This window comes from Desulfovibrio mangrovi (assembly GCF_026230175.1).
GTDB lineage: Bacteria > Desulfobacterota > Desulfovibrionia > Desulfovibrionales > Desulfovibrionaceae > Halodesulfovibrio > Halodesulfovibrio mangrovi.
Window position 1 is genome coordinate 3,568,935 of record NZ_CP104208.1, and the last position, 25,804, is coordinate 3,594,738.

The following is a 25,804-nucleotide window of genomic DNA, read 5'->3' on the forward strand; positions in this document are numbered from 1 at the left end:
GCTTGCCGATGTGCGAAGCACACGTACTCGATGTGGTGTGAAAACAAAGGGCTGAAAATAGAAAAGGGCGACCGTTTCCGGTCGCCCTTTGGTGTTGCGTGAGGCGCGTAAGTTCTAGCGGCATTCGCAGAAGGTGGTCATGCCGTATTCCTGACGCTCGCGGTATTCCTCCTGCTTGCCCTTGTTCCAGCGGCCGACAGGACGGTAGTAGCCCACGACGCGGGTGTACACTTCAGCATCCGCTCCGCAGGTGGGGCAGTTGAAGTGTTCGCCGTGCAGGTAGCCGTGCGACTTGCAGATGGAGAAGGTGGGCGTGACCGAGATGTAGGGCATCTTGGTCTGGCTCATGGCCTTGAGCAGGTAGTTCTTCACGCTGTCCTCGTCCGGTACGGATTCGCCGAGGAAGGTGTGGAACACAGTGCCGCCGTTGTACAGGGTCTGCAGTTCGTTCTGGTGCTCCAGTGCGTAGAACACATCTCCGGTGATGCCCACGGGCAGCAGGGTGGAGTTGGTGTAGTAGGGCACGGAGTCGCCGGAGGTCTTGATGTCCTCGTACAGATCCTTGTCGATCTTGGCGAGGCGGTAGCAGGTGCCTTCGCCGGGGGTGGCTTCAAGGTTGTAGAGGTGGCCCGTTTCTTCCTGGAAGCTCAGGGTAAGCGAACGCAGGTGGTCCAGCACGCGGCGCATGAGGCGCAGGCCGCCTTCGGATTCAATGCCCTTGCCGAGCATGTTGAGGCAGGCTTCGTGTCCGCCGATGACGCCGATGGTGGAGAAGTGGCCGTTGTAGCCGTTCTTCAGGTAGCGGCGGCTGTAGGGGAACATGCCCGCATCAAGGTTCTGTTCGCACAGCTTGCGCTTGAATTCGAGGGAGTCCTTGGCCAGCTCTGCGTACTCGGTGATGAGGTCGAAGAAGTCCTCTTCATTGTGCGCAAGGTAGGCGAGCTTGGGCAGGTTCAGCGTGACCACGCCAATGGAGCCGGTCAGGTCGCCTGCGCCGAAGAGGCCGCCGGTCTTCTTGCGGATTTCGCGCAGGTCCATCTGCAGGCGGCAGCACATGGAACGCACGTCTTCGGGATTCAGGTCCGAGTTGATGAAGTTCTGGAAGTAGGGAACGCCGTACTTGGCGGTGAGCTGCAGCAGCAGGCGGCCCGCTTCGGAATCCCACGCAAAGTCCTTGGTCACGTTGTACGTGGGGATGGGGAAGGAGAAGATGCGGCCGTCGGAGTCGCCTTCCAGCATCACTTCGAGGAAGGCGCGGTTGATCATTTCCATTTCCTCGGCGTATTCGCCGTAGGTGGAATCCTGATACGCACCACCGATGATCACGGGTTCGCTGGCGATATGCGTGGGCGGAACCATGTCGAAGGTAAAGTTGGTGAACGGGCTCTGGCCGCCCCAACGGGAGGTGGTGTTCAGGTTGAAGATCATCTTCTGCAACTGCTGGCGCACCTGCTTGTAGGTGAGGCCGTCGTGGCGGATGAAGGGTGCAAGGTAGGTGTCCACGTTGTTGAACGCCTGCGCACCGGCCCATTCGTTCTGGAGCGTGCCGAGGAAGTTGACGATCTGCCCGCAGGCGGAGTCGAAATGCTTGGCGGGCGCGGAACAGCTGCGGCCTTCAAGGTTGAAGCCTTCCAGCAGCAGGTCGCGCAGGCTCCAGCCGGAGCAGTAGCCGGCGAGACCGAAGGAAAGATCGTGAATATGGAAATAGCCGTGGTTATGGGCCAGGCGGATTTCTTCGGGGTACTTTTCAAGCACGTAGCGTGCCTGCACGGAACCGGCCATATGCAGGATGAGGCCCTGGAAAGAGTGGCCCATGTTGGAGTTTTCCTGCACGCGCCAGTCGCTGCGGTCCAGATAGCTTTCGATCATCGAGGAGATGTCGAGGTAGGCCTGATTCTGGCTGCGCATTTCGCGGCGCTTTTCGCGATAGATGATGTATCGCTCGGCAACGGTGTAGAGACGTGCCTCCATGAGCACTTGCTGAACCATGTCCTGCACGTGCTCCTGTTCGGGCATGTCGATACCTTCAAGCTTCTTTTCCACCTTGCCTGCAAGGCGTTTGGAAAGCAGGGGGTCTTTGATGCCGCTGCCCTTCAGGGCTTTGAAAATGGCGTTGGCAATGCGGTCCAGAGACCAGGTTTCGATACAACCGTCACGTTTGAGAATCTGTTTGGGCATTTTGTCTCCGGGACAACACATGAGAGGCTCCCGTTGCGCTGGTGTCAGCGGGAGTGGGGAAAAGCCGCACAGGCGGCATGTTTTGTGTTGCCGTTCTGCCTTCGGGGGATCATGCGGGTGGCAGGACCTTCCGCATACCGATGGCGTGAGTGTTTGGGATGAATTCCGGCGCGGGCGCAGGAATCGCTTCAGGCAGGGAGTCTGGCTTTCCCGGTTCCGGCGGGCCACATGTTCGGGCATGGACCGTTCGGAAGCAGCAGGGGATTACAGAGGCAGAACCGCTCCGGAGTTGCACCGGATTATCCTGAATGGGCTTCAGCCACCTGAAGAAAACTTCGCGTCAAAGGGCAAGGTAGCAAAAGCAGATTTTCGTTTCAAGGGCAGGCAAAAGAAGTCCGGCTGTGAGGCCTTATGACATTTTGCAACATATTGAATTGTAGTGAATTAATTTTTTTGGCTCTCGGTCGTCTTGCGTTTTTTGGGGTTGACAGGAAAAAACTCGAAGTTCCCTAAAGAGCTTCCGCAATCAGCCGATATGTCCATCAGGAAAGTACCGTCCGGCGTTTACCGTGCCGGAAGGGAGGTGGACCATGGCCGTGGATACCAATCAGCTCATCGTCAGTCTGTCCATGCAGCTTCTGCAGCAGGACCTGCTTACCAATACTCTTTTTTCGGGCGGGCAGGTGGGGCGTGATCTGCGCAGCATGCTGCTGCAGGACAGCGCCGCGCTTAAATTGACTGATCCTTCCAGTGCCGCTTTGACCGGACGTATCCGCAGCGATGCCGGAATGTTCCGTCAGGCCTCCAAGAACGTTTCCGAGGCCGCGTCCATTACCTTGCAGTCTGAGAGCAATGTGGAGACCCTGCGCCAGTCCCTTGACCGCATGAAGGAGATAGCAGACGGCGTGGCGGACGGCACCATCACCGCGGCAGCCGGGCAGTCGGAATATAATGATCTGGTCACCAAGATAGACGGCATCATCGCTTCGACGTCCTACAACGGTATGAAGCTTTTCGACAGCGCGGGCTGGGCCGGTGACGAGCGCATAACCGTGAGCGGCACCTCCGGCGTTCCCGGCACCACGGGCAAGGTCGCCATTCAGGCAGGGGACAGCAGTTTCAACATTTCCCTGCAGGATCTTTCCTTCATTGCGGACCGCAGTTTCGCCACGCTGGGCAGTGTGAACGGCCTGACCATGGTGGGTGCAACCGACCTTGCCGATGCCGCAGCGGCAGCCACCACCTCTTCCCGCGTTTCGTCCCTGTCATCCTATGTCTCAGGTATAGAGAGTATGCTTGAAGGGCGCGCGGCAGACCTTGCCTCGCAGGCTTCCGGCCTGAGCGCGCAGGCTTCCATTCTGGATGCCGCCGCGAATACCCGTGCCAAGACCAACGAGTCCCGTTCGCTTGAGCAGCTTGTTCTGGACTACATCGTCAACAATGTCGGCAAGATCATAGACAGCTCCACGTAACGTGGCTTCAGGATTCATGCATGAAAAGGCCCCCGTACCGGCAAACGGTACGGGGGCTCTGTTCTCTGATGTCGTGTGGGATTATGCCGTCTTGAGTTCCGTGATGAGCTGCTGCATGTCGTCCGCGAGGCTGGTCAGCTCCCAGACCGCCTTGGCGGATTCCGACATGGAATCTGCTGTGTGGGTGGCAATCTGGTTCACCTCGGTCGCGCCTCTGCTTATCTGCTCGGAAGCGGCAGACTGCTGCTCGCTGGCCGTGGCAATGGCACGAACCTGATCGGCGCTGGCCTGCACAATATCTACAATGGACCGCAGAGAATCCCCTGCAGAGCCTGCAAGCGTGGTAGAGCTGTTGACTGAGGCTTCGGCCTGCTCCATGCTGCGGATATTCTCGAAGGTCGCACTCTGGATGGCCTTTATGGCATCGTCCACTTCCTTTGTGGCAACCATGGTTTTTTCCGCCAGCTTTCGGACCTCGTCCGCCACTACGGCAAATCCCCGTCCGGCATCTCCGGCGCGGGCTGCTTCAATGGCTGCGTTCAGGGCAAGCAGATTGGTTTGATCCGCTATGTCCGAGATGACGCCCATGACCGAGCCTATCCCCTTAGCCCGATCGCCCAGATTGGCCAGGTCGTTTTTCAACCGGTTGGATCTGGTGCTCACTTCCTCAATGGCGCTGATAACCTGCTCCACAACGGTTGAGCCGTCTGTGGCCTTGAGGCGGGCCTGTTCCGTGTGGTCCGCTGCCTGCGAGGCACTGCGCGCAACTTCCATGACCGTGGCATTCATCTCCTCAATGGCAGTGGCGGATTCCATTGTCCGTTCGCGTTGCAGGTCAGCGCCCTGTCGTGCCTCATCAATGTGCCCGTTCAGAGCTTTGGCTGAGGCGTGGATTCTGAGGACGATGGAATCCAGTTGCGAAGCCGCATGCAGCATGCCTTCCTGTCTGGCGTTTTCGGCATCCTTTCTGGCTTCCTCTGCCTCTCTGGTGGCGGCCTGTGCCTTGAGTGACTCATTGCGCGCCTCTTCGGCGCAGCGCTCCGATGCGGCGATCATGTCCTTGAGACGGCTTACCATGGTGCGCAGGGCCGCGGCGAGTGTGCCGAGTTCATCCTGACGGCTCAATTCGAGAGAGCCGTTCAGATCGCCTTCGGCAATGCCGGTGGCAAAGTCCATGGTCCGGCGTATGGCCGCGACAATGCCACGCACGATGAAGAAGATGATCGTTGCCGCCACGATGGCGACACCTGCCGTTATGGCCATGCTGCTGATGCGGATTTCATCGATGGAGGCAAAAATATCGTCCGTGGCAGCCCCTACCCCGATGATCCAGCCGGTTCTGGGCTCTTCGGTGAAGCTAACGGTTTTTTCAATCCCGTTGAATGTGTAGGTTATGCGCCCGCTGCCTTCACGAAGCATGGTCCGCATCCAATCTGTTTTGCGGGATTCGCCGTTGAGGATGAGGGTATGGTCCGGGTGGGCCACAAAGTCACCTTTGGAGGATAGGGCAAAGGCATAGCCGTTCTCACCGATCTGTATGGGGTCGATGATGATGTTGGAGAGTTCGGTCAGTTCAACTGCTGCAAACAGAACGCCCACGGCCTTTGCATTTACCATGACCGGTGCCGCGACCACGATAATGGGATGGCCGGAATCTTTGGTCGTCAGCGGCTCCGAGACGACTGCGGAGCCAAGCAAAGCTCCTTTGAAATAGCTGCGGTCGCCGATGTTCAACGTATTCTCCTGTGAGCGTACCGAACTGGCGAGGACCGTGCCGTTTGCATCCGCAAGACTTACAGACGAGGCGTAGCGAGAATGTTGGGCAAGGTTTGTAAGCTGTTTGGCGGCTTCATCCACCTCCATGCGGTCTTCACCCTGATGGGCCAGAAGGCTGGCGTATCCTGTCCATTTGGCTTCACGGGTAACAGTGCTCTGTAATTCATCCATCCATAAGCCGATCTGGCGCGACAGGGTCTGTGCGGTCATTGTAGCCTGACCGTTCATGGCCTGCTCAACGGCTTGCCGTGATAGATTGTACGTGAGCAGGGACGATAGTCCCATGCCGATGACTATGCAGCCCATGATGGGCAGCAGAATGCGTTCTCGTAAACCCAATTTCATGTTGTCTCCCCATGTGTATCGAAACGTAAGGTTATTTGTGATGCGCGGGTTTCATATAGAGGCCCATAAGTGTGTTGAGTGGCTGATGAGTAATATGGTTACATTGAAAATGCAAATCATTTTCAATTAGGTTCTGTATTGTCTATATTTATCTAGAATTGTTGATTCTTAAATAATTCTAACGCCGATAATTTCTGCCGATGCGTGCAAAGTTGTTTCAGGGCAGTAAAAAAGCCCCCGTACCGGCAAACGGTACGGGGGCTTTTTGTGTTGTCTTTTCTTAGGCGCTTTTCAGTTCCTCGATCAGGCCCTGAAGTTCCTGCGCCAGTTCCGTCAGTTCTTCAACGGCTTCCGAGGAGCGGGTCATGATGTCTGCGGTTTCCAGAGCGATGTGGTTCACCTCTTCCGCGCCGCGGCTTATCTCTTCGGATGCGGCGGACTGTTCTTCACTGGCTGTGGCAATGGCGCGAACCTGATCGGCGTTGGCCTGCACGATCTCTACAATGGCCTGCAGCGAGTCTCCGGCGATGGTGGCCAGTTCCGTGGACTTGCCTACGGACATGGAGGCTTCTTCCATGCCGCGGATGTTGTCGCGCGAGGCTGCCTGAATGGCCTGAATGGCTTCATGCACTTCCTTGGTGGCGGTCATGGTCTTTTCCGCCAGCTTGCGCACTTCATCGGCCACCACGGCGAAGCCGCGTCCGGCTTCACCGGCACGGGCTGCTTCGATGGCGGCGTTCAGAGCCAGCAGGTTGGTCTGGTCTGCGATGTCCGAGATGACGCCCATGACGGAGCCGATGCCTTCGGCCCGCTGCCCCAGTTCGCCGAGGCTCTCGCGCAGGGTCATGGATTTATCGTTCACGTCGGAAATGGCCTTCACCACGGACTCTACAACGCCGGAGCCTTCCGCCGCCTTGGCCTGTGCCTCTTCCGCATGTTCTGCGGCTTCAGAGGCGTTGCGCGCTACCTCCATGACCGTGGCGTTCATTTCTTCCATGGCCGTGGCGGATTCGGCTGTGCGTTCGCGCTGGCGTTCGGAGCCGTGCAGAGCTTCGCCTATCTGGTCGGCAAGCAGGCCGGAAGAGGCATGCACGCGTTGAACAATGGTTTCAAGCTGTGCTGCTGCCTGCAGCATGCCCTCGCGTTTTGCGCTTTCGGCCTTGAGGCGCGCTTCGTCAGCCTGACGCGTTGCCTCGCGAGCGCGGGCAGATTCTTCTTCTGCCTCGGCGGTCTTGCGTTCGGACATGGCGATCATTTCCTTGAGCTTGCCGACCATGGTGCGCAGGGCATCGGCAAGGGTGCCCAGTTCATCGCCGCGCTGCAGGTCAAGGATGCCGGAAAGATCTCCGCCAGCCACAGTTTCGGCGTAGGCTACGGCCTTGCGGATGGCTCCGACGATGGGACGGACGATGACAATGATGAGCAGGGCGATGGCAGCAATGACGGCCGCCGTGATGTATATGCTTGTGGTTCGCACTTCGGCAACCGAGGCGTAGATGTCGCCCATTTCAGCGCCAACGCCGATAATCCAGCCACTCTTGGGTTCCTCACGATAGGTGACGATCTTGTCCAGTCCCTCGAAACTGTATTCCAGAATGCCGTTGCGTTCTTTCATGATGGTTTTGCCCCAGTCCAACTCGGAGACGTCCGTCTTCAGGATGAGATCCTTGTTGGGGTGCGCTGCCAGCTTGCCCGACCTGGCAATGATGAACGCGTAGCCCTTCTGTCCGAGCTTGACGGGGTCTACAACCAGTTCCGCGAAAGAACCCATCTCTACGGTGCCGTAGAAAATGCCGGTGATTTTGCCCTCAACCCGGGCGGGGACGGCGACAACGACCACAGGCTTGCCGGTGGCCTTGCTGAGAATGGCGTCTGATATGGCCGGCTGGCCTTTCATGGCCTTGGCGAAGTAGTCACGATCTCCCACATTCAGTTTGCCGATCTGGCTGGGGGTGGAGCTGGCGATGACCATCCCCTTGTCGTCGGTGATTTTGATTGAGGAGACGTATGCGGAGTTCTTTAAGAACTCCGCGAGCTGGGTGTTGGCTGCTTGCACATCTTCCGGGATGCTGCCCTGGTTGGCCATGACGCGGGTATAGGTTTCCCAGTCGGATTCCCATTGAAGAACACGAACCGTGTCATCAAGCCAGCTGGTCAGCTGTCGCGTCAGTGATTCTGCGGATTGGCGTGCCTGGCCGTTCATGGCGTCTACCACAGCCTGCTTCGCAAGATTGTAGGAAAGCATGGATGAAAGGCCCATGCCGAGAACGATACAGATGATGATGGGCAGGAGAATGCGTTCACGAATTCCCAATTTCATAGAGCCTCCCTTCGGACCTGATCTGAAATGTGGCAGTGGCTGTTCTGTGCATGTCTGGAATGAGCCTGTTGGTGTGTGCTTTTCGGCAAGCTGGGACACGACACTATCCCAACTTAGACCTGTTTGTAAGGTAGCGCAATACGCTACGGACGTAACCATTGGTTGCGAGCAAAAAAAGGCCGGAAGATGTGCTCTTCCGGCCTTCAGTATTCTTCTGGCGATGCTGGTTAGTCTTTCTTGGGCAGCACGGATATGATTCTGTCTGCCAGTTTGGCAAAGGGCAGGCTCTGCAGGTACACGGTTCCGGTACCTTTGAGCGTTGCGAGGAACATGCCTTCGCCGCCGAACATCATGGTTTTGAGACCGCCCGCAGCCGCGATGGAGTAGTCTATGCCGTCACTGAAGGCGACAAGACACCCTGTATCGACCATGATGGTCTGATTGTTGAGCTCCTTCTTCACCACCGCGCCGCCTGCGTGCATGAAGGCCATGCCGTCGCCTTCCAGCTTCTGCAGCACAAACCCTTCGCCGCCGAAGAACCCGGCACCGATCTTCTTGGTGAATGCCACGCCTATGCGGGTGCCGCGTGCTGCGCAGAGAAAGGCGTCGCGCTGGCAGAACAGGGTGCCGCCAACGGCAGCAAGGTCAACGGGTACGATGTGCCCGGGAACAGGGCCGGCAAAGGCTACGCGGCGCTTGTCGTTGCCCCTGTTGGTGAAGTGGGTCATGAACAGGCTTTCGCCCGTGACCATGCGTTTGCCCGCGCTGAATACCTTGCCGAAGAAGCCGGAGTCCGCCTCCGAACCGTCGCCGAGCTTGGCTGCATAGTCAATGTCCGCGTCCATCCAGCACATGGCACCGGCTTCGGCGATGACGGTTTCCTCAGGGTCAAGTTCCACTTCCACGACCTGCAGGTCGTTGCCGTAAATCTGGTAATCAACTTCGTGGCTTCGCATGTTCCATTCCTGTTTTGGTCTGATTGGTGACGTTGTAATGTAGGTACCCCGTAGCACGCTTCCGCAGGTAAGGTCATCAATTTAGTAAGGAATCGAAAGGCAGCCCTGCCGTGTTGCTCTTTTTGCCTGCAGTGGGTTTGGCGGTGCCGGTACGTCTTTGCCAGACTCTTGCATTTTTTCGGTGGGCGTGTTGCTGTGCCTGCGCATCACGTTTTTTCATGGAGCAGATATGACCACCACATTGCCTATCGGCATGTTTGATTCCGGAGTAGGGGGGCTGACCGTTCTCAAGGCGCTCAGACATCGTCTCCCCTGTGAAGATATATTGTACCTTGGCGATACCGCTCGCCTGCCCTATGGCACCAAGAGTCCCGAAACCGTTACCCGCTATGCGGTGCAGGCTTCCGGCAAGCTCATAGAGCGAGGCGTCAAGCTGCTTGTCGTGGCGTGCAACACGGCCACTTCCGTTGCGTTGGATGCCCTGCGGGAAGCCTATCCCGGCATACCCGTCATCGGTGTGGTCCAGCCCGGAGCGCAAGCAAGCTGCCGTGCGTCCGCAAGCGGCTCCATCGCCGTTATTGCCACCGAGTCCACCATTCGCGGCAACGCATACCAAAAGGCAATTCACGCCATCCGCCCGACAGCGAACGTCATCGGCAAGCCCTGTCCGCTTTTTGTTTCGCTGGCGGAAGAAGGGTGGCTGGACGGCGAATTGGTGGAAGGCATTGCGGCGCGGTATCTGTCCTCCCTGTTTGAAGACGGGGAAGCGGGCATCCGCCCTGATTGTCTGGTGCTTGGCTGTACCCATTTCCCCCTGCTTGCGGGGGCGATCCGCAACGTCATAGGGCCGGAGATAGCCATCGTGGATTCTGCGGAAACCACGTCGCTTGCCGTGGAGGAAGAGCTTACTGCCCGCGGTTTGCTGCGCACTGCGCCGGGCTGCGGCGGAACCCGTTTTCTGACCACGGACGATGTGCCACGTTTTGTCAGAACTGGCAGCCTATTTCTGGGCATGAACATAGCACCCGAGGACGTTGAGCTGGTGGACCTGTAGTTTCCTGCAGTCGAAATGCTGTTTTTCCTGTGCACGGATAATGTGTCGTGTTATTGTGACCTTGCATGCAGTATGTGCGTATACCGTAACAGGAGAGTCCCGTTATGAATAAATTCAAGCTGAGTATTCTTGTTCTGAGTGTGGCCGTATTGTTCGGTCTGACAGCTCCCGCCTTTGCCGAAGACCCGGTTGTGATTGCCGACTCCGTGTTCGACAAGGTGGACGAGGCCATGGGCCGTGCCGAGAAGGCGCGTGAGGTGTATGATCGCGCGAAGGATATGGGCAAGCCTGCGGAAGAGGTTCGCAAGGCTGAAGAAGATCTCAAGAAGGCGGAAGGCGACCTGCGTCAGGCCAACGTCAAGCTTGATACGGCCCGGGAAAATGCCATTGCCGAAGCCGCCGGCGTGTCTCCTGAAAAGGTGCGTGCCATGCGCGCTTCCGGTATGGGATGGGGCAACATCGCCAACGAATTGGGCGTGCATCCTTCCGTAGTGAGCAAGGGAGCCAAGAAGTCCAAGCACATGAAGGGCAAGAAGTCCTACGATGATGATACGGATGACGACGGCAGCAAGAGCAAGAATAAGTCCAAGAGTAAGTCCAAGGACAAATCCAATGGCAAATCTAATGGCAAGTCCGGCAAGGACTCCGGCGGAAAGAAGAAATAATGCAAAGGCCACCCTCACGGGTGGCCTTCTCTATTCGTTGCGCAGGTAAGGGGCGGGCTTGCGGTTCAGGGCCCGCATGGTGCCGGCAAGGCCGAACAGCAGCGAGAAACCTGTGGCCGTGGCTATGGTGGCAAGGGCAGCTACGGGCTGCACCGTAAAGCTGAGGCGCATCAGCCCTTCTACAGCGGCCCATGCGGCAAGGGTTCCGGTCAGGGCGCTGAACAGGCCCGTGGCCAGCCCGGTCAGCAGGAATTCCGTTACCAACGCCAGCAGAATATCTCCCCGTGTGGCTCCGCAGACCTTGTAGATGACGGCATCGTAGATGCGTCGATGCCTATCCGCAAGAATGGCCCCGGCTAGCACAAGCAGGCCGGTGCACAGCATAACGGCGGCCATGGCGCGGAACACCATGCCCATGCGTTCCATCAGGTTGCGTACGTCAGCCAGAATTTCCCGCATGCTGAATGCGGTGACGTTTGGATAGCTTCCTGTCACCTTGCGGTACAGGGCGTCCATGTCGCTGCCCTTGCCATAGGCGGTGACGGCCCATGTGACGGGCGCGTTGTCCAGAAGTCCCGGAGCGAACAGCACGGCGAACTGCAACTGGAAGGTCATCCAGTCCACCTTTCGTATGTTCGCTATGGCGGCCGTCACCTCGCGTCCGAGGATGTTGAAGGTAAGGGTGTCGCCTATACCCACTCCAAATCCCTTTGCAAGATCGTCCGTGAGCGAGATGATGGGCGGCCCCGTGTAATTTTCCGGCCACCAAGCCCCCTGCACGATCTCTGTGTCTTCCGGCATGACGGCAGCGTGGCTGAGTCCCCTGTCGCCGCGAACGGCCCATTTCGCTTCCGGCTTGATATCGACTTCCTCCACGGGAGCATCCTTGATGCGGATGATGCGTCCGCGAACCATGGGGCCGCGTTCCATGCGGGTTACGCCGGGGGCTTGGGCAAGTGTTTCAAAGTCCTTGAGCTGGTGGGGCAGAATGTTGATGAAGAAGAATGCCGGTGCTTCGCGGGAAAGATCGCGTTCCACGGCTCTGGTCAGGTTTTGCTCAATCTGGGCGATGGCAACAAGGGCGGTGAGTCCTAGCCCCAGCGCGAAGACAAGGTTGACCGTCGGAGCTCCCGGGCGGTGAATGGAGGCTATGCCCAGCCGGAAGCTGGGGTGCCCGGCCTGCGGAGCACGGCGTGAAAGGGCCATCATGCCCCACGCTACGCCTCTGAACACGGCAAGGCAGCCGATGACGACAACCGTGAATCCGCCTGCCAGTTTCCAGTCAGGAGTAAAGAGGAAGACCAGTCCGGCCAGAGATGCGAAGGCGGCTGCCACCATGGTTCTGCCGGTGGCGCTCAGCCGTGTGCGCTGTGTAGCCACGTACCCCCGGAAGAGCACGGCGGGCGAAACGTTGCCCGCCAGCAGCAAGGGCCTGAGGGAGAATGCAACGATGATCAGGCAGCCCAGCAAGGCGGCGCGGAAAAGCGGTGTCCAGTGCAGCGAGGCGTCCGGAAGAACGGGCAGCATTTCGGCAAGACTCTCCCTCGCGACCAAGGGGACCAGCGCGCCGAGCGTGCAGCCTATTGCGATACCGAAGATCCCGATGATGGCTATCTGGAAGAAGTAGGTCCACAGTACCGTGCTCACGCCACCGCCCACGCACTTGAGGGTGGCGATGTTCTGGATGCGGCTGGCAAGATAGCCGCGCACGGCTTCGGCTATGCCCAGCCCGCCGACCAGCAGGGCTCCCAGCCCTATGAGCAGCAGGTCGGCATCGATGCGGTCCAGAAAGGTGCGGATGCGCGGGGCCGCCCGCGTGAACGGTTCCACGCGCCAGCCGGTGTCGGGAAAAGCGGCGCGGAGTGCCTCCGTGAATGTTTGCACTTCCTGCTCCGTGGCAGTTCTCCCCTTGTTGAGCCGCACGCGCAGGTGGCTGTGTATGAGGCTGCCCGGAATCAACAGGCCCGTGCTCTCCATCGCCTTGAGGGAGATGAGCACCCTCGGACCGAATATGATGCCCTGAAACGCTCTGTCCGGTTCCTTTACCAGCACGGCGCTGATGCGAAAAGTCGTATTGCCGACGGTGAAGGCCTCTCCTGTCTTCAGTCCAAGCCGTTCCAGCAGCAGCGCATCCACAACAGCACCGAATACGGGCCTTCCGTCAGCTGCGGGCGCTTGCTCCGCCAGCGCCTTCTCCAGAGGCATGGCCGGAGACAGCTCCGGCACGCCGTAGAGCGGGTAGGCTCCGTCCACCCCCTTGGCGGCCACCAGCATGGCTTCGCCGGATGCCGTATGGGCCATGCCGCGCAGGCTTATGGAGTGGCTCAATGTGCCGTGCTGTTCAAGCCATGCCCTCTGAGGTGCGGTTGGGTGTGGTGTTGTCAGTTGGACCGATGCATCGCCGCCCAGCAGGATGCGGGCGTCCCGGTTGATGGCGGAACGGGCGGATTCCGAGACGGAACCGACGGCGGCTATGGCGAAGACGCCGAGGATGAGACAGCTCAGAAAGACCGTGAAGCGGCGCTTGCCCGAGCGCAGTTCCCTCAGGGCCAGCCGCGCGGCGAGGGATATGTCGCGCAGGGAGAGGCTCATTGGCGGGTCTCCGGTACGAAGAGGCGTCCGTCTTCCATGCGTACATGACGCGTGCAGCGGGCGGCCAGTTCCTTGTCGTGGGTGATCAGCACCAGCGTGGTGCCGTGCTGGCGCTGCAGGGCGAACAGGTGGTCAACCACGCGCGTACCGGTTTCCGAATCAAGGTTTCCCGTGGGCTCGTCCGCAAGAATGACTTTGGGGCGCGCGGCAAAAGCGCGGGCCAGCGCAACTCGCTGCTGTTCCCCGCCTGAAAGCTGGGCAGGATAGTGGCGGGCCCTGTCTGCCAGTCCCACGGCGTTCAGGGCTTCTTCGGCCAGTTCCCGGGCGCGCGGCATGTGGGCGAACTCCAGCGGCAGGGCTGTGTTTTCCAGGGCGGTCATGGTGGGGACGAGATGGAAGGATTGGAATACGATGCCCACGTGCGTGCGGCGGAACCGGGCCAGACTGTCTTCATTCATGGCGCACAGGTCGTGGCCTGCAATGCGTACCGATCCGGAAGTGGGGCGTTCCAGTCCCGCCATGACCATGAGGGTGGTGGTTTTGCCCGATCCGGACGGGCCTAGCACAGCCACAGTTTCCCCTTCTTCCACGCGCAGGGAGATTCCGCGCAGGATGTTGACCTCGCCGGAACCGCCTACTAGATTCAGATGTATATCGGAAAGCTCGATCATGGAGTTGCGCATGCGTACTGTCCTTTTCGGCCGGTTAATGAGAGCCGTGTCCTTCGCTGGAATGGCGCTGGCCTTGCTGTATGTTTCAGGCGTAATCGGCTCGCCTTCAGTCTATAGTAACCAATCCGTGGCGACAGGCAAAGGCGGTGTTGCAGATGAGGGGCGTGCCGGAGTGCACATCATGGCCTTCGGCGACAGCCTCACGGCAGGATATGGTCTGGAAAACAGCCACAGCTTTCCGGTTGTTCTGGAACGCCGCCTGCGCGAACTGGGCTACGCCGTGCGCGTGACCAACGCGGGGGTTTCCGGCGATACGTCGGCAGGCGGTGCTGCCCGCATATCGTGGGCCTTGGCAGACAGACCGGACATCCTGATTCTTGAGCTTGGTGCCAACGATGCGTTGCAGGGTCTTTCCCCGAAGCATACGCGCGAGAATCTGGAGGCCGTTATCAGGACCTGTCAGGCGCAGGGGGTGAAGGTGCTGCTGGCAGGCATGCAGGCTCCCCGGAATCTGGGGCAGGAGTATGCTGCCGCGTTTGATGCGCTGTATCCCGAACTGGCGAAGGCTTTTGACCTTGTATTCTATCCCTTCTTTCTCGAAGGGGTTGCCTTTGATGCCACCCTGAATTTGCCGGATGGCATGCATCCCAATCCCGCAGGCGTAGAGCGGGTTGTGCAGGGGATGTTGCCGTTTGTCCTTGGTATGCTTGAATAAGTGTGTGTGGTTTTTGAAAAGCGACCTCTCGTATCGGATTGCGATCAAGCAAGGTCGGGACGGGAGGTACATGGGCAAAAAATGCCTTGATTTTCAAAATACATTGAGGTATTATCTCTTTATAAGCGGAATGGTCTGGTCGGTCTTCCGATGACCCCGCTCACGCCCTGTCCAGCGATACTCACGAATCCGCCCGTATCCCTATAGCGTCACACTGCTTTCGGCCGGTTTTCTTTGCTGGAACGCCTGATTACAGATCACCATAGGGGGCCGTCCCCCTCTCAGACAGCCGCTGTGGCTGACAGTCTCGAACCTTGGCGTTGTGCCAGCCTGCCAGCTGTTATGGCTTGCGACTGACGCCGCGTAACCAAAGGGGATTTGCCATGTCTACGTATTACACACATTCCTTGGACAGCCTGCCGTTGACCGATTCGGAAAAACAGGCCGTTTCCAAAGTGATGGCACAGTATCAGTTCCGAGCCAACGACTACTACCTTTCTCTCATTAATTGGGAAGATCCCGACGACCCCATTCGCAGAATCATCGTGCCGCACCCTGCCGAAGCACGAGGATGGGGAGCGCTCGACCCGTCCAGCGAAGGCGATTACACCGTCATGCCGGGGTTGCAGCATAAGTATGCTGACACGGCCATCATGCTGGCGAACGACGTTTGCGGCGGGCTGTGCCGTTTCTGCTTCCGCAAGCGCATTTTCATGGAAGGCTCCGAGCCTGCCAAGGTGGATGTGGAAGAAGCGCTTCGTTACATTGAGGGCGCGAAGGAAATCACCAACGTTCTGGTTTCCGGCGGCGATCCGCTGCTGCTTTCCACACGCAAGCTGGAGGAAATCATCTGCGGTCTCTCCATGATTCCGCATGTCCAGTTCATCCGCATCGGTTCGCGCATGCCGGTCTTCGATCCCTACCGCATCATCAACGATCCTGAACTGGTCAAGATGCTTGGTAACTACAGCCGTCCGGACCGGAAGATCTACATCCAGACTCATTTCAATCATCCCAACGAGATGACTGACGTTGCGCGCAAGGCCATTCACATGCTGCAGCGGGCAGGGGTCATTCTTACCAACCAGACCCCCCTGCTGCGCGGGGTGAACGATGATCCTGAGGTGCTGGCAGATCTTTTCAACGGTCTTGCCCGCATGGGCGTGCCCCCCTATTACCTGTTCGTCTGCCGTCCCACCACGGGCAACCATCATTTCACCGTGCCCATTGAAGAGGGCTACGCCATTCTGCAGGCTGCGCTCAGGCAATGTTCCGGCCCTGCAAAACGAGCCCGTTTCTGCATGTCGCATGCAACCGGCAAGATCGAGGTGCTGGGCGTAACTGCCGACGAGGTACTCTTCCGCAGACATCGCGCCCCCGCCGGCAAGGCGGCAGGTCAGATTCAGGTCTTTCCCCGTAATCCGCGGGCCGTGTGGCTGGACGACTATCTGGAGGCCGGGCCCGGAGACACGGAAGAAGCGCAGTCCGGGACGACTGCGCTGGACATGCCGGATCTCTGCAAGGTGTGCGGAGCAGGTGTTCCCCGCCCCAACTAGGAGTTGGGGAGCCGGGTGCTATGCATCGGGTTGACAGGGGCACCCTCCCTGTATAGTCCTATAGTTGTGGCAACATCCGCTTTGCTCCGCATCGTCGGATGGTTTTGCAATCAACAACTGTCTATATGAGATTCATGGAGGATTTGATGCACAAGTACGAATGCCCCTGCGGATATATCTATGACCCCATGGAAGGCGACCCTGATAACAACATTCCGCCGGAAACCGCCTTTGAGAATCTGCCGGAAGACTGGGTATGTCCGCTCTGCGGTGCCGAGAAGGAATTCTTCACCAAGATGGACTAGTCCTTTTTCGGCATGACCCTGTGACCATGAAGCCCCTGTCGTATGACGGGGGCTTTTTGTTTTCTGGTGAATGAATCATGATGGGCAGGCGGGCATACCCGTTTACGGTCTGGCGGCACTGTCACGAAAAGTGTTGCGGCTCTTGGCTGAAATAGTTTTGGTATCTTGATTGACCGGAGATAGGTTGAGTAATCACGCAATATCTGGTAGCGTTATCCCGCATCTGGAGGGCGTTTGCAGCCTGAGCAAGCGAAGCTGCAGGTTGTTTGCCGTACCAAAAGGAGGGGCTGTGTTGGGGATACTCAGGGGGATACGCATTCCCCTTTCGACCAAGCTTGCCGCAGTGGCAACAGTGCTCTTTGCCTGTTCTGGAATCGGCGTGTTGGGGGCGCTGCTTGCGCTGTCGGTTAGTGCGCCGCTGACGCCTGTGGACATCGTATGGCTTATGGCCTGTTGTGCGGCCCTGCTTATGCCGCTCTACTATTTTCTGCTGAACCATCTTGGCAGGGAACTCATATCAAGGCCGTTGGAAGATTTGACCCAGACGGCTCGCGATCTCGGCAGCGCTCCGCTGCCTACCCGCATTCCTGTAGAAGACGAGCTTGATGCCCTTGCCGTGGCGCTTGTGCGTTCGGGTGAATCACTTTCCGAGCGGCTGCGCGTTCTGCGGGCATCAAATACCATGCTTGAAGCGCTGGTTTCTGATCTGCCCGGTTTTGTGAGCGTGCAGGACAGATCCTTCCGTGTTGTTTACTGCAACAAGGCGTTTACCACGGTGTTCAATACCCGGCCGGGAGATTCCTGCCGCAGGCTGTGCAACCGCGCCGCTCCCGGGGGCGATTGCCCCGTTGCGCAGACCTTTGCCGACGGGCAGCCCAGATTGATGGAAGAAAAGGGTGTGTATCCGGACGGAACTGTCTCCCGATGGCTGGTTGCCACCGCGCCCGTACGCTCCGATGACGGTGCCGTGGCCCACTGCATCGAGCTGCGGCTTGACCTGACGGCTCTGAGGTAGCTGCGTCCGGTATTCTGCATCCGTTTTACACGACACTGAATCTAAAGGCGTCACCTTCCTTGGGGGAGAGTGGCGCTTTTATTGTTGTGTGCAATTCACTCCTTTCTGGGGCCGGTTCACGCCGCGGATTTGCTCATTCACACTTAAGCTGGAAATAATGGATGATTATAGGTTATATACTCATAACCTGTTTGAGGGAAAAGGGGATCGGTCCGATCCTTCCGCCACTGGATTCTCAGATAGCCGGAAACGGTTTGATCTGGAATTTGTGGATCTGGCCGGTTCAATGTCGTACGGGGCGCCTCCCTGCTGCGGCATGTAACAATCATCTGTTAAAGGAGTGAGGAATGTTTTACTTCTTTCTAGCTTGCGCTCTGCTCATTGCCGGCTACTTCGTCTACGGCAAAGTGGTCGAAGCCAACTTCGGCGCTGACGTATGTCGCGTTACTCCTGCATGCCGCATGGAAGACGGAGTTGACTACGTCAAGATGGGCCCCAAGAAAATCTATCTTATCCAGCTGCTCAACATCGCAGGTCTGGGCCCCATCTTCGGTCCCATCCTCGGTGCCCTGTACGGTCCTGCCGCTCTGGTCTGGATTGTGCTCGGCAGCATCTTTGCCGGTGCTGTGCATGACTATTTTGCCGGCATGATGTCTGTGCGTTACGACGGCAAGTCTATTCCGGATGCCGTGGGCTACAACCTCGGCAAGTTTGCCAAGCAGTTCATGAATATCTTCTCCATCGTGCTGTTGCTGCTCGTGGGCGTGGTATTCGTGCTCGGCCCCGCCAAGCTGCTTGCCAACAAGATCGGCTTTGATCTGGACAAGCCCACTGCTGTGGCAGTGTGGACCGGCATCATCTTTGCCTACTACTTCCTGGCCACCATTCTGCCGGTGGACAAGATCATCGGCCGTCTGTACCCCTTGTTTGCTGTCTGTCTGCTGGTTATGGCCGGCGGTCTTTCCGCCATGCTGATCATTGACGGCTACACCTTCTTCCCCAACGGCGTGGGCCTTGCCAACGTGCATCCCAAGGGTCTGCCCATGTGGCCCCTGATGTTCATCACCATCGCATGCGGCGCCATCTCCGGTTTCCATGCTACCCAGTCTCCGCTCATGGCGCGCTGCATTCCCGATGAAAAGTGCGGCCGTCCCATCTTCTACGGTGCCATGATCGGTGAAGGCATCATCGCCCTCGTATGGGCAACTCTCGGCATGACCTTCTACCAGACCCCCGAAGCGCTGCAGGCTGCTCTGGCTAACGGCGGCCCCGCTGCCGTGGTAGATCAGGTTGCCACTACCCTCATGGGCCCCATCGGCGGCTTCCTTGCCATCATCGGCGTAATCATTCTGCCCATCTCTTCCGGTGACACCGCATTCCGCGCAGCCCGTCTGATCATCGCCGACTTCACCAAGGTTACTCAGAAGGATGTTGTCAAGCGTCTGATGATTGCTGTGCCCCTGTTCCTGGTGGGTTACATGATCACCAAGACCGATTTCGGCATCATCTGGCGCTACTTCGGTTTCTCCAACCAGACTCTGGCTACCATCGTGCTGTGGGCATCCGCAGTTTACCTCGTGCGTCACGGCAAGATCCATTGGATCGCTTCCGTGCCCGCAACCTTCATGACTGCAGTTTGTGTTACCTACCTGTGCGTGGCTCCCGAGTTTGCCTTCAAGCTGGACGCCAGCGTAGGCTACCCCATCGGTATAGTTGCCGCTGCAGCCTGCTTTGTGGCATTCATGCTGAAGTCCCGCACCATCCCCGTTGAAGCCAACGCTTCCGACTCTCCCGGCACCATCGGCTAGTGCCGCAGGTGTCTCTTGCTGAAAACGAAGCCCCCGCCATTTGGCGGGGGCTTTTTTGTCTTACGCGAGAGCTGCCAGCCGCGATGGCGGTGCCAGCAGGTCGGCTATGGAAATGCTGTCCAGCGCGTTTTCCAGAATGTTGGAAACCTGCATCCATGCCGGGCGGGTGGGGCAGTGATCGCTACGGGGGCACTGGGCGGCCGCTTCGTTGTCGCAACACTGGGTCAGATCAATAGGGCCTTCAATGGCGCGGACGATGTCTCCGAGCGATATGTTGGCCGGGGCGTTGGCAAGCGTATGACCGCCGGTAACGCCGCGGGTGCTGGAAACGAGCCCCCCTTGTTTCAATGGGCGTATGATCTGTTCGATAAATTGGACGGAAATGCCCGTATGCTCGGAAAGCGTAGTGGTATTGACCACGGCATCCAGATTTTCCGCAAGGATGACCAGAATACGGGTTGCGTAGCGTGAACGGGCAGACAGTTTCATTGCGGCGCCTCTCATCTGACATTTAATATTTTCTATTGTATGACTGTATGGAAGGCTGCTTCAATGGTCAATAGCATACTTGTCGGGTATGTTATCGATGGTTTATTTTTTGGCCTTTTGAATAGCGTATATACCTACTAATGCGATGATTGGGGGGATGGTTGAGAGTTTGATTAGCAACAGAATCTCACTTCTAGATACATAATTTCCAAATCCCTCAAAAATGAAAACATATGCCAGAAGACTTAATAGCCAAACTAGTAATCCAGCAAGGTAAAAGCGAACAATTTGAGGCTGCCTGTCTAACAAGGAAACAATAAAGATCAGAGGAGTCGAGTGAAAAACTGGTTGCTGATATAGAAACCGACCGCCGGCGATACCAGCCATGATTGGAAGTAGTATCCAGCCAGCCCCTCGTGGTGTAAGTGTTTTGCCTGCAATTATCCCTATACCGTAAAGAAGGGCCATTTCTATGGCAAAGACAATAGAAATGGCCAAGGAGAAACCAATAATTGCGCGAAAATAGGCCATGATGATCCTCTTTAATTAAACTTAACCGTTAGAATATATTTATTTATATCGTTTTGCAATATATAGAAAAGGATATGTATAAAATGGATAAAAAAAAGGCCGCCCGTGGGGCGGCCTTTTCGGTCGGGTGCAGAGTGCTACCGTACGATCTTCCAGTCACCACCTTCAATGCGGATGACCTCAAAGGCTGTTTTGTCCAGACCATTATGGTCCTGCGCAGAGAAGTTGAATATGCCTGCCGTGCCTACCATGCCGGTGATGGACTCCAGGGCGTCGCGGATAGCCTTGGGATCATCGGAACCAGCCTTTTCAATGGCGGCCTTGAGCAGCAGCATGGCATCCCACGCATGCCCGCCGAAGGTGGACACCGCAGCGTTGTAGTGCTTGGCGTAGCCGGCTTCATAGTCGAGCAGCATGGCCTTCTGAGCGTGGCCGTCTTCCAGCTGTTTTGCCACGATGAGGCGCCCCGCAGGGAGGATGAGCCCCTCTGCGGCATCACCGGCCAGTTCAATGAATTTCTTGGAAGCAACGCCGTGGCTCATGTACAGGGGGGCTGTCATGCCCAGCTGGCGATGGTTGCGTGCAACAACGGCGGGGCCAGGATTCGTGCCCCAGCAGATGACGGCATCTGCGGCAAGCCCGCGGATTTTGGTCAACTGTGCCGTCATGTCGGTATCCTTGGGGCCGTATACTTCGTCGGCTACCAGTTCAAGACCCGCTTTGGGGATAAGGGCCTGCAAACCGGCACGACCGGACTGACCGTAGCCGTCGGAGACGGTGAGAATGGCCACGCGCTTGGCACCGGTGGTGAGAATGTGGTCCAGCAGCCTTTCAATGGCAAAGCTATCGGAAGGTGCTACCTTGAATACCCACGGGTTGACCGGGGTAACGATTTTGTCGGATGAGGCGCAGGATATGAGCGGAATGCCGTAGCGCGTCATGTTGCGGACAATGGCGAGCGTGTTGCCGGAGGTTGTGGGCCCGATGATGGCCTTCACCCCGTCCTTGCGGGCCAGTTTTTCCACAGCCAGCACGCACTTGTTCACTTCGGTTTCATCGTCGTACTGGATGACCTCGACCTGCCTGCCGAGAATGCCTCCTGCGGCATTGATGCTTTGTGCCGCCATCTCAAGGCTGTTCTTTTCCGGCTCTCCAAGGAAGGATGCCGGGCCGGTGCTGGAGAAGATGGCCCCGATGCGGATGGGGTCCGCTGCCAGCGCGTTGGTTGCCGTAACCATGAAGAGTAACAAGAGAATAAGGCCGGAACGTTTCATGAAAATCCTCTTTCAGACTGAAAATGTTTCATTGTGCACACTCTCCGCCACGGCGGAGTCTACCCCGGCCATACCCGAACGCTGCTTTTGCTCCTGAAGGTGGCAGCGTTACTGTATTGGGGACTCTTTCGGATGGGGCGCAAGATGTCAAGTTTCACATCATATTGAAAAGGCATGGTATGATGCGGAGACGAAAAGAGGATGGGCTTCCGGAGATCGGGGGGGGTGATCTGCCGGAAGCCCAAGATAGGTTGGTCTGAACAAACGCCCCGGGAACGCATGTACACGGCCACGGAAGGGGGGGGTATTCCATGCGCCTGATGCGGGCCCGGTATTCAGATCCCGTTACAGACTCCGATCAGAATTGTTGGGGGGGTGAACGCCTGATCGCTGGCATCCTGATCGTCATCTGCGAACTTGCTATAGCAGAAGTCGTGCCAGAATCTGTTAACGAGTTACTACGTTTCGGGACGTTGAATTCCGTGTGCTTATTCGCAAGATGCATTCCGTAGCGGATTGTTTCGGGCGTGGAACTGTTTGTGCTGTGCGAATTCGCACGTGCGATTCCGCTCATTGTGCGAAATCGCACACTATTTCTGGAGCCGTCTGTGCAGGGCGTAGCGGGAAATGCCGAGATAGGCAGCCGTCTTGCTCTTGTTGCCTTCAAAGCGGTCCAGCGCTTTCTGAATGATGGCGGTTGTCAGGGCTTCCAGATCAATGGGGGCTTCAGGCAGTTCAAGGCTTTCTATATCCAGCGGAATAGTGCCGAGGCTTTCCGTGCCGCTGAGCATGTCGCGTCCCGGATTCAGGAAGCTGATGTGTTCCGGCAGGAGCATCTGCCCATCGTGCACAAGTACGGCCCGTTCTATTGCGTTTTCCAGTTCACGCACATTGCCGCGCCATGGGTGGTTAAGAAGGATGTCCATAGCCTCAGGCGTGATGCCGATAAACTGTTTGCGCTTGCGCTCGGCCTGGCGTTTGAGGAACAGCGCGGCGAGGGCCGGAATATCCTCTTTGCGTTCCCTGAGCGGGGGAATGAAGAGATGGCCGACTTTCAGGCGATGGTACAGGTCGCGGCGGAACAGTCCTTTTTCCACCAGTTCGGCAAGGTCAAGGTTGGCCGCGCAGACCACCCGCGCCTTGAAATCCCGTTTGCGGATGCCGCCCACTCGATAGTAGGTGCGGTCTTCCAGTACGCGCAGGAGCTTGGGCTGCAGGGTAAGGGGCATTTCGGCAATTTCGTCCAGAAAGAGCGTGCCTGATGCGGCCAGTTCCAGCTTGCCCGGAGAACCACCGGCGCGGCTTCCCGTGTATGCTCCGGCTTCATGGCCGAACAGTTCGCTTTCGAAGAGTTCGTGGGGAATGGCCGCACAGTTTATGGCCACAAAGGGGTTCTCGCAGCCGCTCTCGCCGAAGTGGATGAGGCGGGCGATGATCTCTTTGCCGGTTCCTGTCTCCCCTTCGATAAGGACGGGAACGCTCGGGTCCCTGTGGAACATGCGGGCATCATTCATGACCCGTTCGGTTGCCGGAGATTCAGATACCACCGTGCCGATGCCGGAAACCTCGCGCAGCAGGGTGCGCGCTTCATCAAGGTCGCGGCGCAGGGTGCCTGCCACCTCGTTCACACGGTTGTCCAGATGCTGGCGCAGGTCGCGGTTTTCGTTGAGCAGAGCCTGGTGCTCGGCACAGCGTTCCACCACTGCGGCGAGTTCGCGGGCATTGATGGGCTTGTTCAGGTAGTCGTAGGCACCGTGACGTAAGGCGCCTACGGCGGTTTCCATGTCACCGTGACCGGTAATGAGCACCACGTCGCAGCTTTCCGTTTCCGGTGCGTTCTTCAGGGCCTTGAGCAGACTGATTCCGTCCATGCGGGGCATGCGGATGTCCGTGATGATCAGCGGGTAGTGATTCTTTCTGGCCTCTTCAAGAGCAAGCAAAGGGTCGGTAAAAGGGGTGGGCTCATGCCCGAGATCGCTGAGAACAATCCGCAAGCTCTGCAGGCTGGTGGTGTTGTCGTCAACTATCAGTATGCGCATCCGTTACTCCCGCTTCAGCATCTGCCGGGTGCAGTGTGATGATAAAGGTGGCTCCGCTGCCCTGCATTGTGGATACAGTGGATATTTCCCCCCGCCATGCCTCTACGAAGGTATGCACTATGGAAAGCCCGAGTCCCATGCCGGAACCGGCATCCTTGGTGGTGAAGAATGGGTCGAAAATACGTTTTTCCAGCCCCTGCAGTCCGGGGCCGTTATCGGCTACGCGCAGGCGGAGCGAGCCGTTGTCCAACTGTTCGGTGGAGATACGTATCCATTTATCAGCCTGACGGGAAGAGTCGATGGTATCAAGCGCATGCATTGCGTTGACGACCAGATTGATGACAACCTGCTCCAACTGGACGAGATTGGCAAGCGCATCCGGGAGGTTGGTTGCCAGTTGCAGGTCAAGCTGTATGCCGTGTGCGTTGAGCTGGGCACCCACGAGTCCAAGTGCCCGTTGCACGGCCTTGTTCAGGCTGGCGCGTCCGATGGGAGGCGCATCCTGCTGCATGACCAGTGAGCGCATGTGGGCGATGATTTCCTGAATGTTGTCGGCTTCACGCAGAATCCAGCCGAGACGCTCCAGCAGATTTTCCTGCGAGAGGCCGTGTTGCTGCTCCACCAGCAGTTCCAGTCCGCTGGCATAGAGTCGCAAGGCTGAAAGCGGCTGGTTGATCTCGTGTGCGATGCCGGCGGCGAGGGTTCCCATGGCCTCCAGCTGGCGTGCGCGGTTCAATTGTTCGGTTACACGTTTTCGCTCCGTGATGTCTTCCAGAAGCAGAATGACCGAGTTGACCGAGTTGTTCACGTCGCGCGTGGGGCAGGCGGTGATGCGCAGGGCGCGCAGTCCGTCATCTGTTTGCAGAAAGGCTTCCGAGGGGAGCTGGCAGGCGAATTCCAGTTCCCGCACCCTGCCGTCGGTGAATACGTTCATGAGCATGCTCTTGGGATTCCATGCTCCGGCCTGTGCTTCCGCCACCGGTTCGTTACTCCCCGCCCCGCAGGCCGCCGCAAACAGGGCATCCGCCTTGAGGTGTCCGGTAGGAACATGGTTGCCGTTGAGAGTGATGCCGAACCATTGCGAGAACAGCGGGTTGGCTGCGGTTATGCGCATGGAGGCGTCCACCACAGCTATGCCTACGGCAAGGTTGTCGGTTATGGAGCGGTAGCGGGCCTCTGACATTATCAGGGCTTCCTGCACCTGCTTGCTCTGAGTGATATCGATGCCAAGCTTCAAAACCAGCGGCGAACTGTCTTCGTCCGTAAAGGGATAGGAATAGATGCGGAACGCCTGCCTGTTGGCCGGGTTGGTCCATTCGTAAATGGAAAGGCTGCCGGTATCGAACACATCGAAAGGCGGACATGTGGGGCAGGGCTCTGACTGGTTCTTGATGACCTTGTAGCAGGGGTGCTTCAGGCTGGAACCGAAAATTTCCTTGAAGGTCTGGTTGTGGTACCGGAGCGAGTAGTCCGGAGCCACAAGGGCCACAAAGGCCGGGAGCCTGTCGAGCAGGCCCAGCAGTCTGTCCCGTTCTGCCTGAACGGCTCGTTGCCTGTCCATGTCTGCCGGGGCAAGCCCCAGCGTGGCGGTGACAAGCTCGGTTTCATCGGGCAGCAGAATCGGTCGGGGGCAGACCTGAATATCGGCAGGATGCCCGTCAACAGTCATGAGGCGGATGGTGTACGGCTCAAAAACGCCACGCTCCTCATTGCGCATCTGTCTGGCAAGTATGGCCGGAATGGGGTCGGCGCACAGGGCCTTGGTCAGCGCCTGAAGAAGGTCGCGTCGCGAAATGCCCAGCAGGGGGCAGAGCAGGGAGCCGGCATACCCCAGATCCAGCGCGTCGCCGCCGGAAGCGGAATCGCTTATCTGGCGCAGAAAGCGGAGAACCTGCGGAGGCGTATGGCCTTCAGGTTGTATTTCCGGGGGCTGGGGCGGGTCAGGTAGCATGGTGTTTTCTGCGCCGTGCGGTAATGTCTGTCGGCTGTTCCGTTGCCGGAAGCCGTGGGTTGAATGACAGGTGCCAACCCTCAGTTGCCTTT

19 protein-coding genes are annotated in these 25,804 nt (G+C 57.9%); 8 read left to right on the forward strand and 11 right to left on the reverse strand.

The genetic code is table 11. The annotated features are described in order from the left end of the window. Positions 1 to 114 precede the first annotated feature (114 nt). On the reverse strand, positions 115 to 2,178 hold the full coding sequence (locus N1030_RS15970; protein WP_265826522.1) for a ribonucleoside triphosphate reductase: 2,064 nt from the start codon (positions 2,176 to 2,178) through the stop codon (positions 115 to 117). 590 nt (positions 2,179 to 2,768) lie between these two features. On the opposite strand from N1030_RS15970, the gene N1030_RS15975 reads away from it, so the two are divergent. Further along, the gene (locus N1030_RS15975) at positions 2,769 to 3,650 is read left to right on the forward strand and encodes a flagellin N-terminal helical domain-containing protein (RefSeq protein ID WP_265826523.1); all 882 of its coding nucleotides are present in this window, start codon (positions 2,769 to 2,771) and stop codon (positions 3,648 to 3,650) included. An 81-nt stretch (positions 3,651 to 3,731) separates the two neighbouring features. Here the strand turns inward: N1030_RS15975 and N1030_RS15980 are convergent, their stop codons facing one another. The 3 genes from N1030_RS15980 to N1030_RS15990 form a co-directional block, all read right to left on the reverse strand. Then, on the reverse strand, positions 3,732 to 5,771 hold the full coding sequence (locus tag N1030_RS15980) for a methyl-accepting chemotaxis protein (protein ID WP_265826524.1): 2,040 nt from the start codon (positions 5,769 to 5,771) through the stop codon (positions 3,732 to 3,734). 280 nt (positions 5,772 to 6,051) lie between these two features. Beyond that, entirely contained in the window at positions 6,052 to 8,091 is a 2,040-nt protein-coding gene (locus N1030_RS15985; protein ID WP_265826525.1) for a methyl-accepting chemotaxis protein, read from the reverse strand. 227 nt (positions 8,092 to 8,318) lie between these two features. Continuing rightward, on the reverse strand, positions 8,319 to 9,047 hold the full coding sequence (locus N1030_RS15990; RefSeq protein WP_265826526.1) for a TIGR00266 family protein: 729 nt from the start codon (positions 9,045 to 9,047) through the stop codon (positions 8,319 to 8,321). A gap of 229 nt (positions 9,048 to 9,276) precedes the next feature. Here N1030_RS15990 and murI point away from each other — a divergent pair, with 229 nt between their 5' ends. Both murI and N1030_RS16000 read left to right on the forward strand, forming a co-directional pair. Further along, entirely contained in the window at positions 9,277 to 10,101 is an 825-nt protein-coding gene (murI, locus tag N1030_RS15995; protein ID WP_265826527.1) for a glutamate racemase, read from the forward strand. Between the two features lie 104 nt (positions 10,102 to 10,205). Beyond that, entirely contained in the window at positions 10,206 to 10,766 is a 561-nt protein-coding gene (locus tag N1030_RS16000) for a hypothetical protein (protein WP_265826528.1), read from the forward strand. 30 nt (positions 10,767 to 10,796) lie between these two features. Here the strand turns inward: N1030_RS16000 and N1030_RS16005 are convergent, their stop codons facing one another. Together N1030_RS16005 and N1030_RS16010 are read right to left on the reverse strand one after the other, a co-directional pair. Beyond that, positions 10,797 to 13,358: an ABC transporter permease gene (locus N1030_RS16005; protein ID WP_265826529.1), complete on the reverse strand. Its 2,562-nt coding sequence runs from the start codon at positions 13,356 to 13,358 to the stop codon at positions 10,797 to 10,799. Then, positions 13,355 to 14,041 (reverse strand): ABC transporter ATP-binding protein, encoded by a 687-nt coding sequence (locus N1030_RS16010; RefSeq protein ID WP_265826530.1) that lies wholly within the window; start codon positions 14,039 to 14,041, stop codon positions 13,355 to 13,357. The genes N1030_RS16005 and N1030_RS16010 overlap by 4 nt, the downstream gene beginning before the upstream one ends. Before the next feature lie 34 nt (positions 14,042 to 14,075). Here N1030_RS16010 and N1030_RS16015 point away from each other — a divergent pair, with 34 nt between their 5' ends. The 5 genes from N1030_RS16015 (at position 14,076) to N1030_RS16035 (ending at position 19,428) form a co-directional block, all read left to right on the forward strand. Continuing rightward, on the forward strand, positions 14,076 to 14,744 hold the full coding sequence (locus N1030_RS16015; protein WP_265826532.1) for an arylesterase: 669 nt from the start codon (positions 14,076 to 14,078) through the stop codon (positions 14,742 to 14,744). A 383-nt stretch (positions 14,745 to 15,127) separates the two neighbouring features. After that, positions 15,128 to 16,300, forward strand: a complete 1,173-nt coding sequence (locus tag N1030_RS16020; protein WP_265826533.1) for a KamA family radical SAM protein — start codon at positions 15,128 to 15,130, stop codon at positions 16,298 to 16,300. A gap of 146 nt (positions 16,301 to 16,446) precedes the next feature. Then, the gene (locus N1030_RS16025) at positions 16,447 to 16,605 is read left to right on the forward strand and encodes a rubredoxin (RefSeq protein WP_265826534.1); all 159 of its coding nucleotides are present in this window, start codon (positions 16,447 to 16,449) and stop codon (positions 16,603 to 16,605) included. Between the two features lie 289 nt (positions 16,606 to 16,894). Further along, entirely contained in the window at positions 16,895 to 17,620 is a 726-nt protein-coding gene (locus N1030_RS16030) for a PAS domain-containing protein (protein ID WP_265826535.1), read from the forward strand. 347 nt (positions 17,621 to 17,967) lie between these two features. After that, positions 17,968 to 19,428: a carbon starvation CstA family protein gene (locus tag N1030_RS16035; protein ID WP_265826536.1), complete on the forward strand. Its 1,461-nt coding sequence runs from the start codon at positions 17,968 to 17,970 to the stop codon at positions 19,426 to 19,428. Between the two features lie 60 nt (positions 19,429 to 19,488). On the opposite strand, the gene N1030_RS16040 is transcribed toward N1030_RS16035, so the two are convergent. The 5 genes from N1030_RS16040 to N1030_RS16060 all read right to left on the reverse strand — a co-directional run bounded on the left by N1030_RS16040 (position 19,489) and on the right by N1030_RS16060 (position 25,712). Further along, on the reverse strand, positions 19,489 to 19,917 hold the full coding sequence (locus N1030_RS16040) for an RrF2 family transcriptional regulator (RefSeq protein WP_265826537.1): 429 nt from the start codon (positions 19,915 to 19,917) through the stop codon (positions 19,489 to 19,491). A gap of 102 nt (positions 19,918 to 20,019) precedes the next feature. Continuing rightward, positions 20,020 to 20,448, reverse strand: coding sequence for a hypothetical protein (locus N1030_RS16045; RefSeq protein ID WP_265826538.1), 429 nt, complete (start codon positions 20,446 to 20,448; stop codon positions 20,020 to 20,022). A 137-nt stretch (positions 20,449 to 20,585) separates the two neighbouring features. Next, positions 20,586 to 21,722, reverse strand: coding sequence for an ABC transporter substrate-binding protein (locus N1030_RS16050; protein WP_265826539.1), 1,137 nt, complete (start codon positions 21,720 to 21,722; stop codon positions 20,586 to 20,588). 590 nt (positions 21,723 to 22,312) lie between these two features. Beyond that, positions 22,313 to 23,761, reverse strand: coding sequence for a sigma-54-dependent transcriptional regulator (locus N1030_RS16055; RefSeq protein WP_265826541.1), 1,449 nt, complete (start codon positions 23,759 to 23,761; stop codon positions 22,313 to 22,315). After that, positions 23,742 to 25,712, reverse strand: coding sequence for a PAS domain-containing sensor histidine kinase (locus N1030_RS16060; RefSeq protein ID WP_265826542.1), 1,971 nt, complete (start codon positions 25,710 to 25,712; stop codon positions 23,742 to 23,744). The genes N1030_RS16055 and N1030_RS16060 overlap by 20 nt, the downstream gene beginning before the upstream one ends. Positions 25,713 to 25,804: the final 92 nt, after the last annotated feature.

Coding starts and splice junctions, on each gene's coding strand:
- N1030_RS15970 (WP_265826522.1), bottom strand. CDS start 2,178: ATGCCCAAACAGATTCTCAAACGTGACGGTTGTATCGAAACCTGGTCT.
- N1030_RS15975 (WP_265826523.1), top strand. CDS start 2,769: ATGGCCGTGGATACCAATCAGCTCATCGTCAGTCTGTCCATGCAGCTT.
- N1030_RS15980 (WP_265826524.1), bottom strand. CDS start 5,771: ATGAAATTGGGTTTACGAGAACGCATTCTGCTGCCCATCATGGGCTGC.
- N1030_RS15985 (WP_265826525.1), bottom strand. CDS start 8,091: ATGAAATTGGGAATTCGTGAACGCATTCTCCTGCCCATCATCATCTGT.
- N1030_RS15990 (WP_265826526.1), bottom strand. CDS start 9,047: ATGCGAAGCCACGAAGTTGATTACCAGATTTACGGCAACGACCTGCAG.
- murI (WP_265826527.1), top strand. CDS start 9,277: ATGACCACCACATTGCCTATCGGCATGTTTGATTCCGGAGTAGGGGGG.
- N1030_RS16000 (WP_265826528.1), top strand. CDS start 10,206: ATGAATAAATTCAAGCTGAGTATTCTTGTTCTGAGTGTGGCCGTATTG.
- N1030_RS16005 (WP_265826529.1), bottom strand. CDS start 13,358: ATGAGCCTCTCCCTGCGCGACATATCCCTCGCCGCGCGGCTGGCCCTG.
- N1030_RS16010 (WP_265826530.1), bottom strand. CDS start 14,041: ATGCGCAACTCCATGATCGAGCTTTCCGATATACATCTGAATCTAGTA.
- N1030_RS16020 (WP_265826533.1), top strand. CDS start 15,128: ATGTCTACGTATTACACACATTCCTTGGACAGCCTGCCGTTGACCGAT.
- N1030_RS16025 (WP_265826534.1), top strand. CDS start 16,447: ATGCACAAGTACGAATGCCCCTGCGGATATATCTATGACCCCATGGAA.
- N1030_RS16035 (WP_265826536.1), top strand. CDS start 17,968: ATGTTTTACTTCTTTCTAGCTTGCGCTCTGCTCATTGCCGGCTACTTC.
- N1030_RS16040 (WP_265826537.1), bottom strand. CDS start 19,917: ATGAAACTGTCTGCCCGTTCACGCTACGCAACCCGTATTCTGGTCATC.
- N1030_RS16045 (WP_265826538.1), bottom strand. CDS start 20,448: ATGGCCTATTTTCGCGCAATTATTGGTTTCTCCTTGGCCATTTCTATT.
- N1030_RS16050 (WP_265826539.1), bottom strand. CDS start 21,722: ATGAAACGTTCCGGCCTTATTCTCTTGTTACTCTTCATGGTTACGGCA.
- N1030_RS16055 (WP_265826541.1), bottom strand. CDS start 23,761: ATGCGCATACTGATAGTTGACGACAACACCACCAGCCTGCAGAGCTTG.
- N1030_RS16060 (WP_265826542.1), bottom strand. CDS start 25,712: ATGCTACCTGACCCGCCCCAGCCCCCGGAAATACAACCTGAAGGCCAT.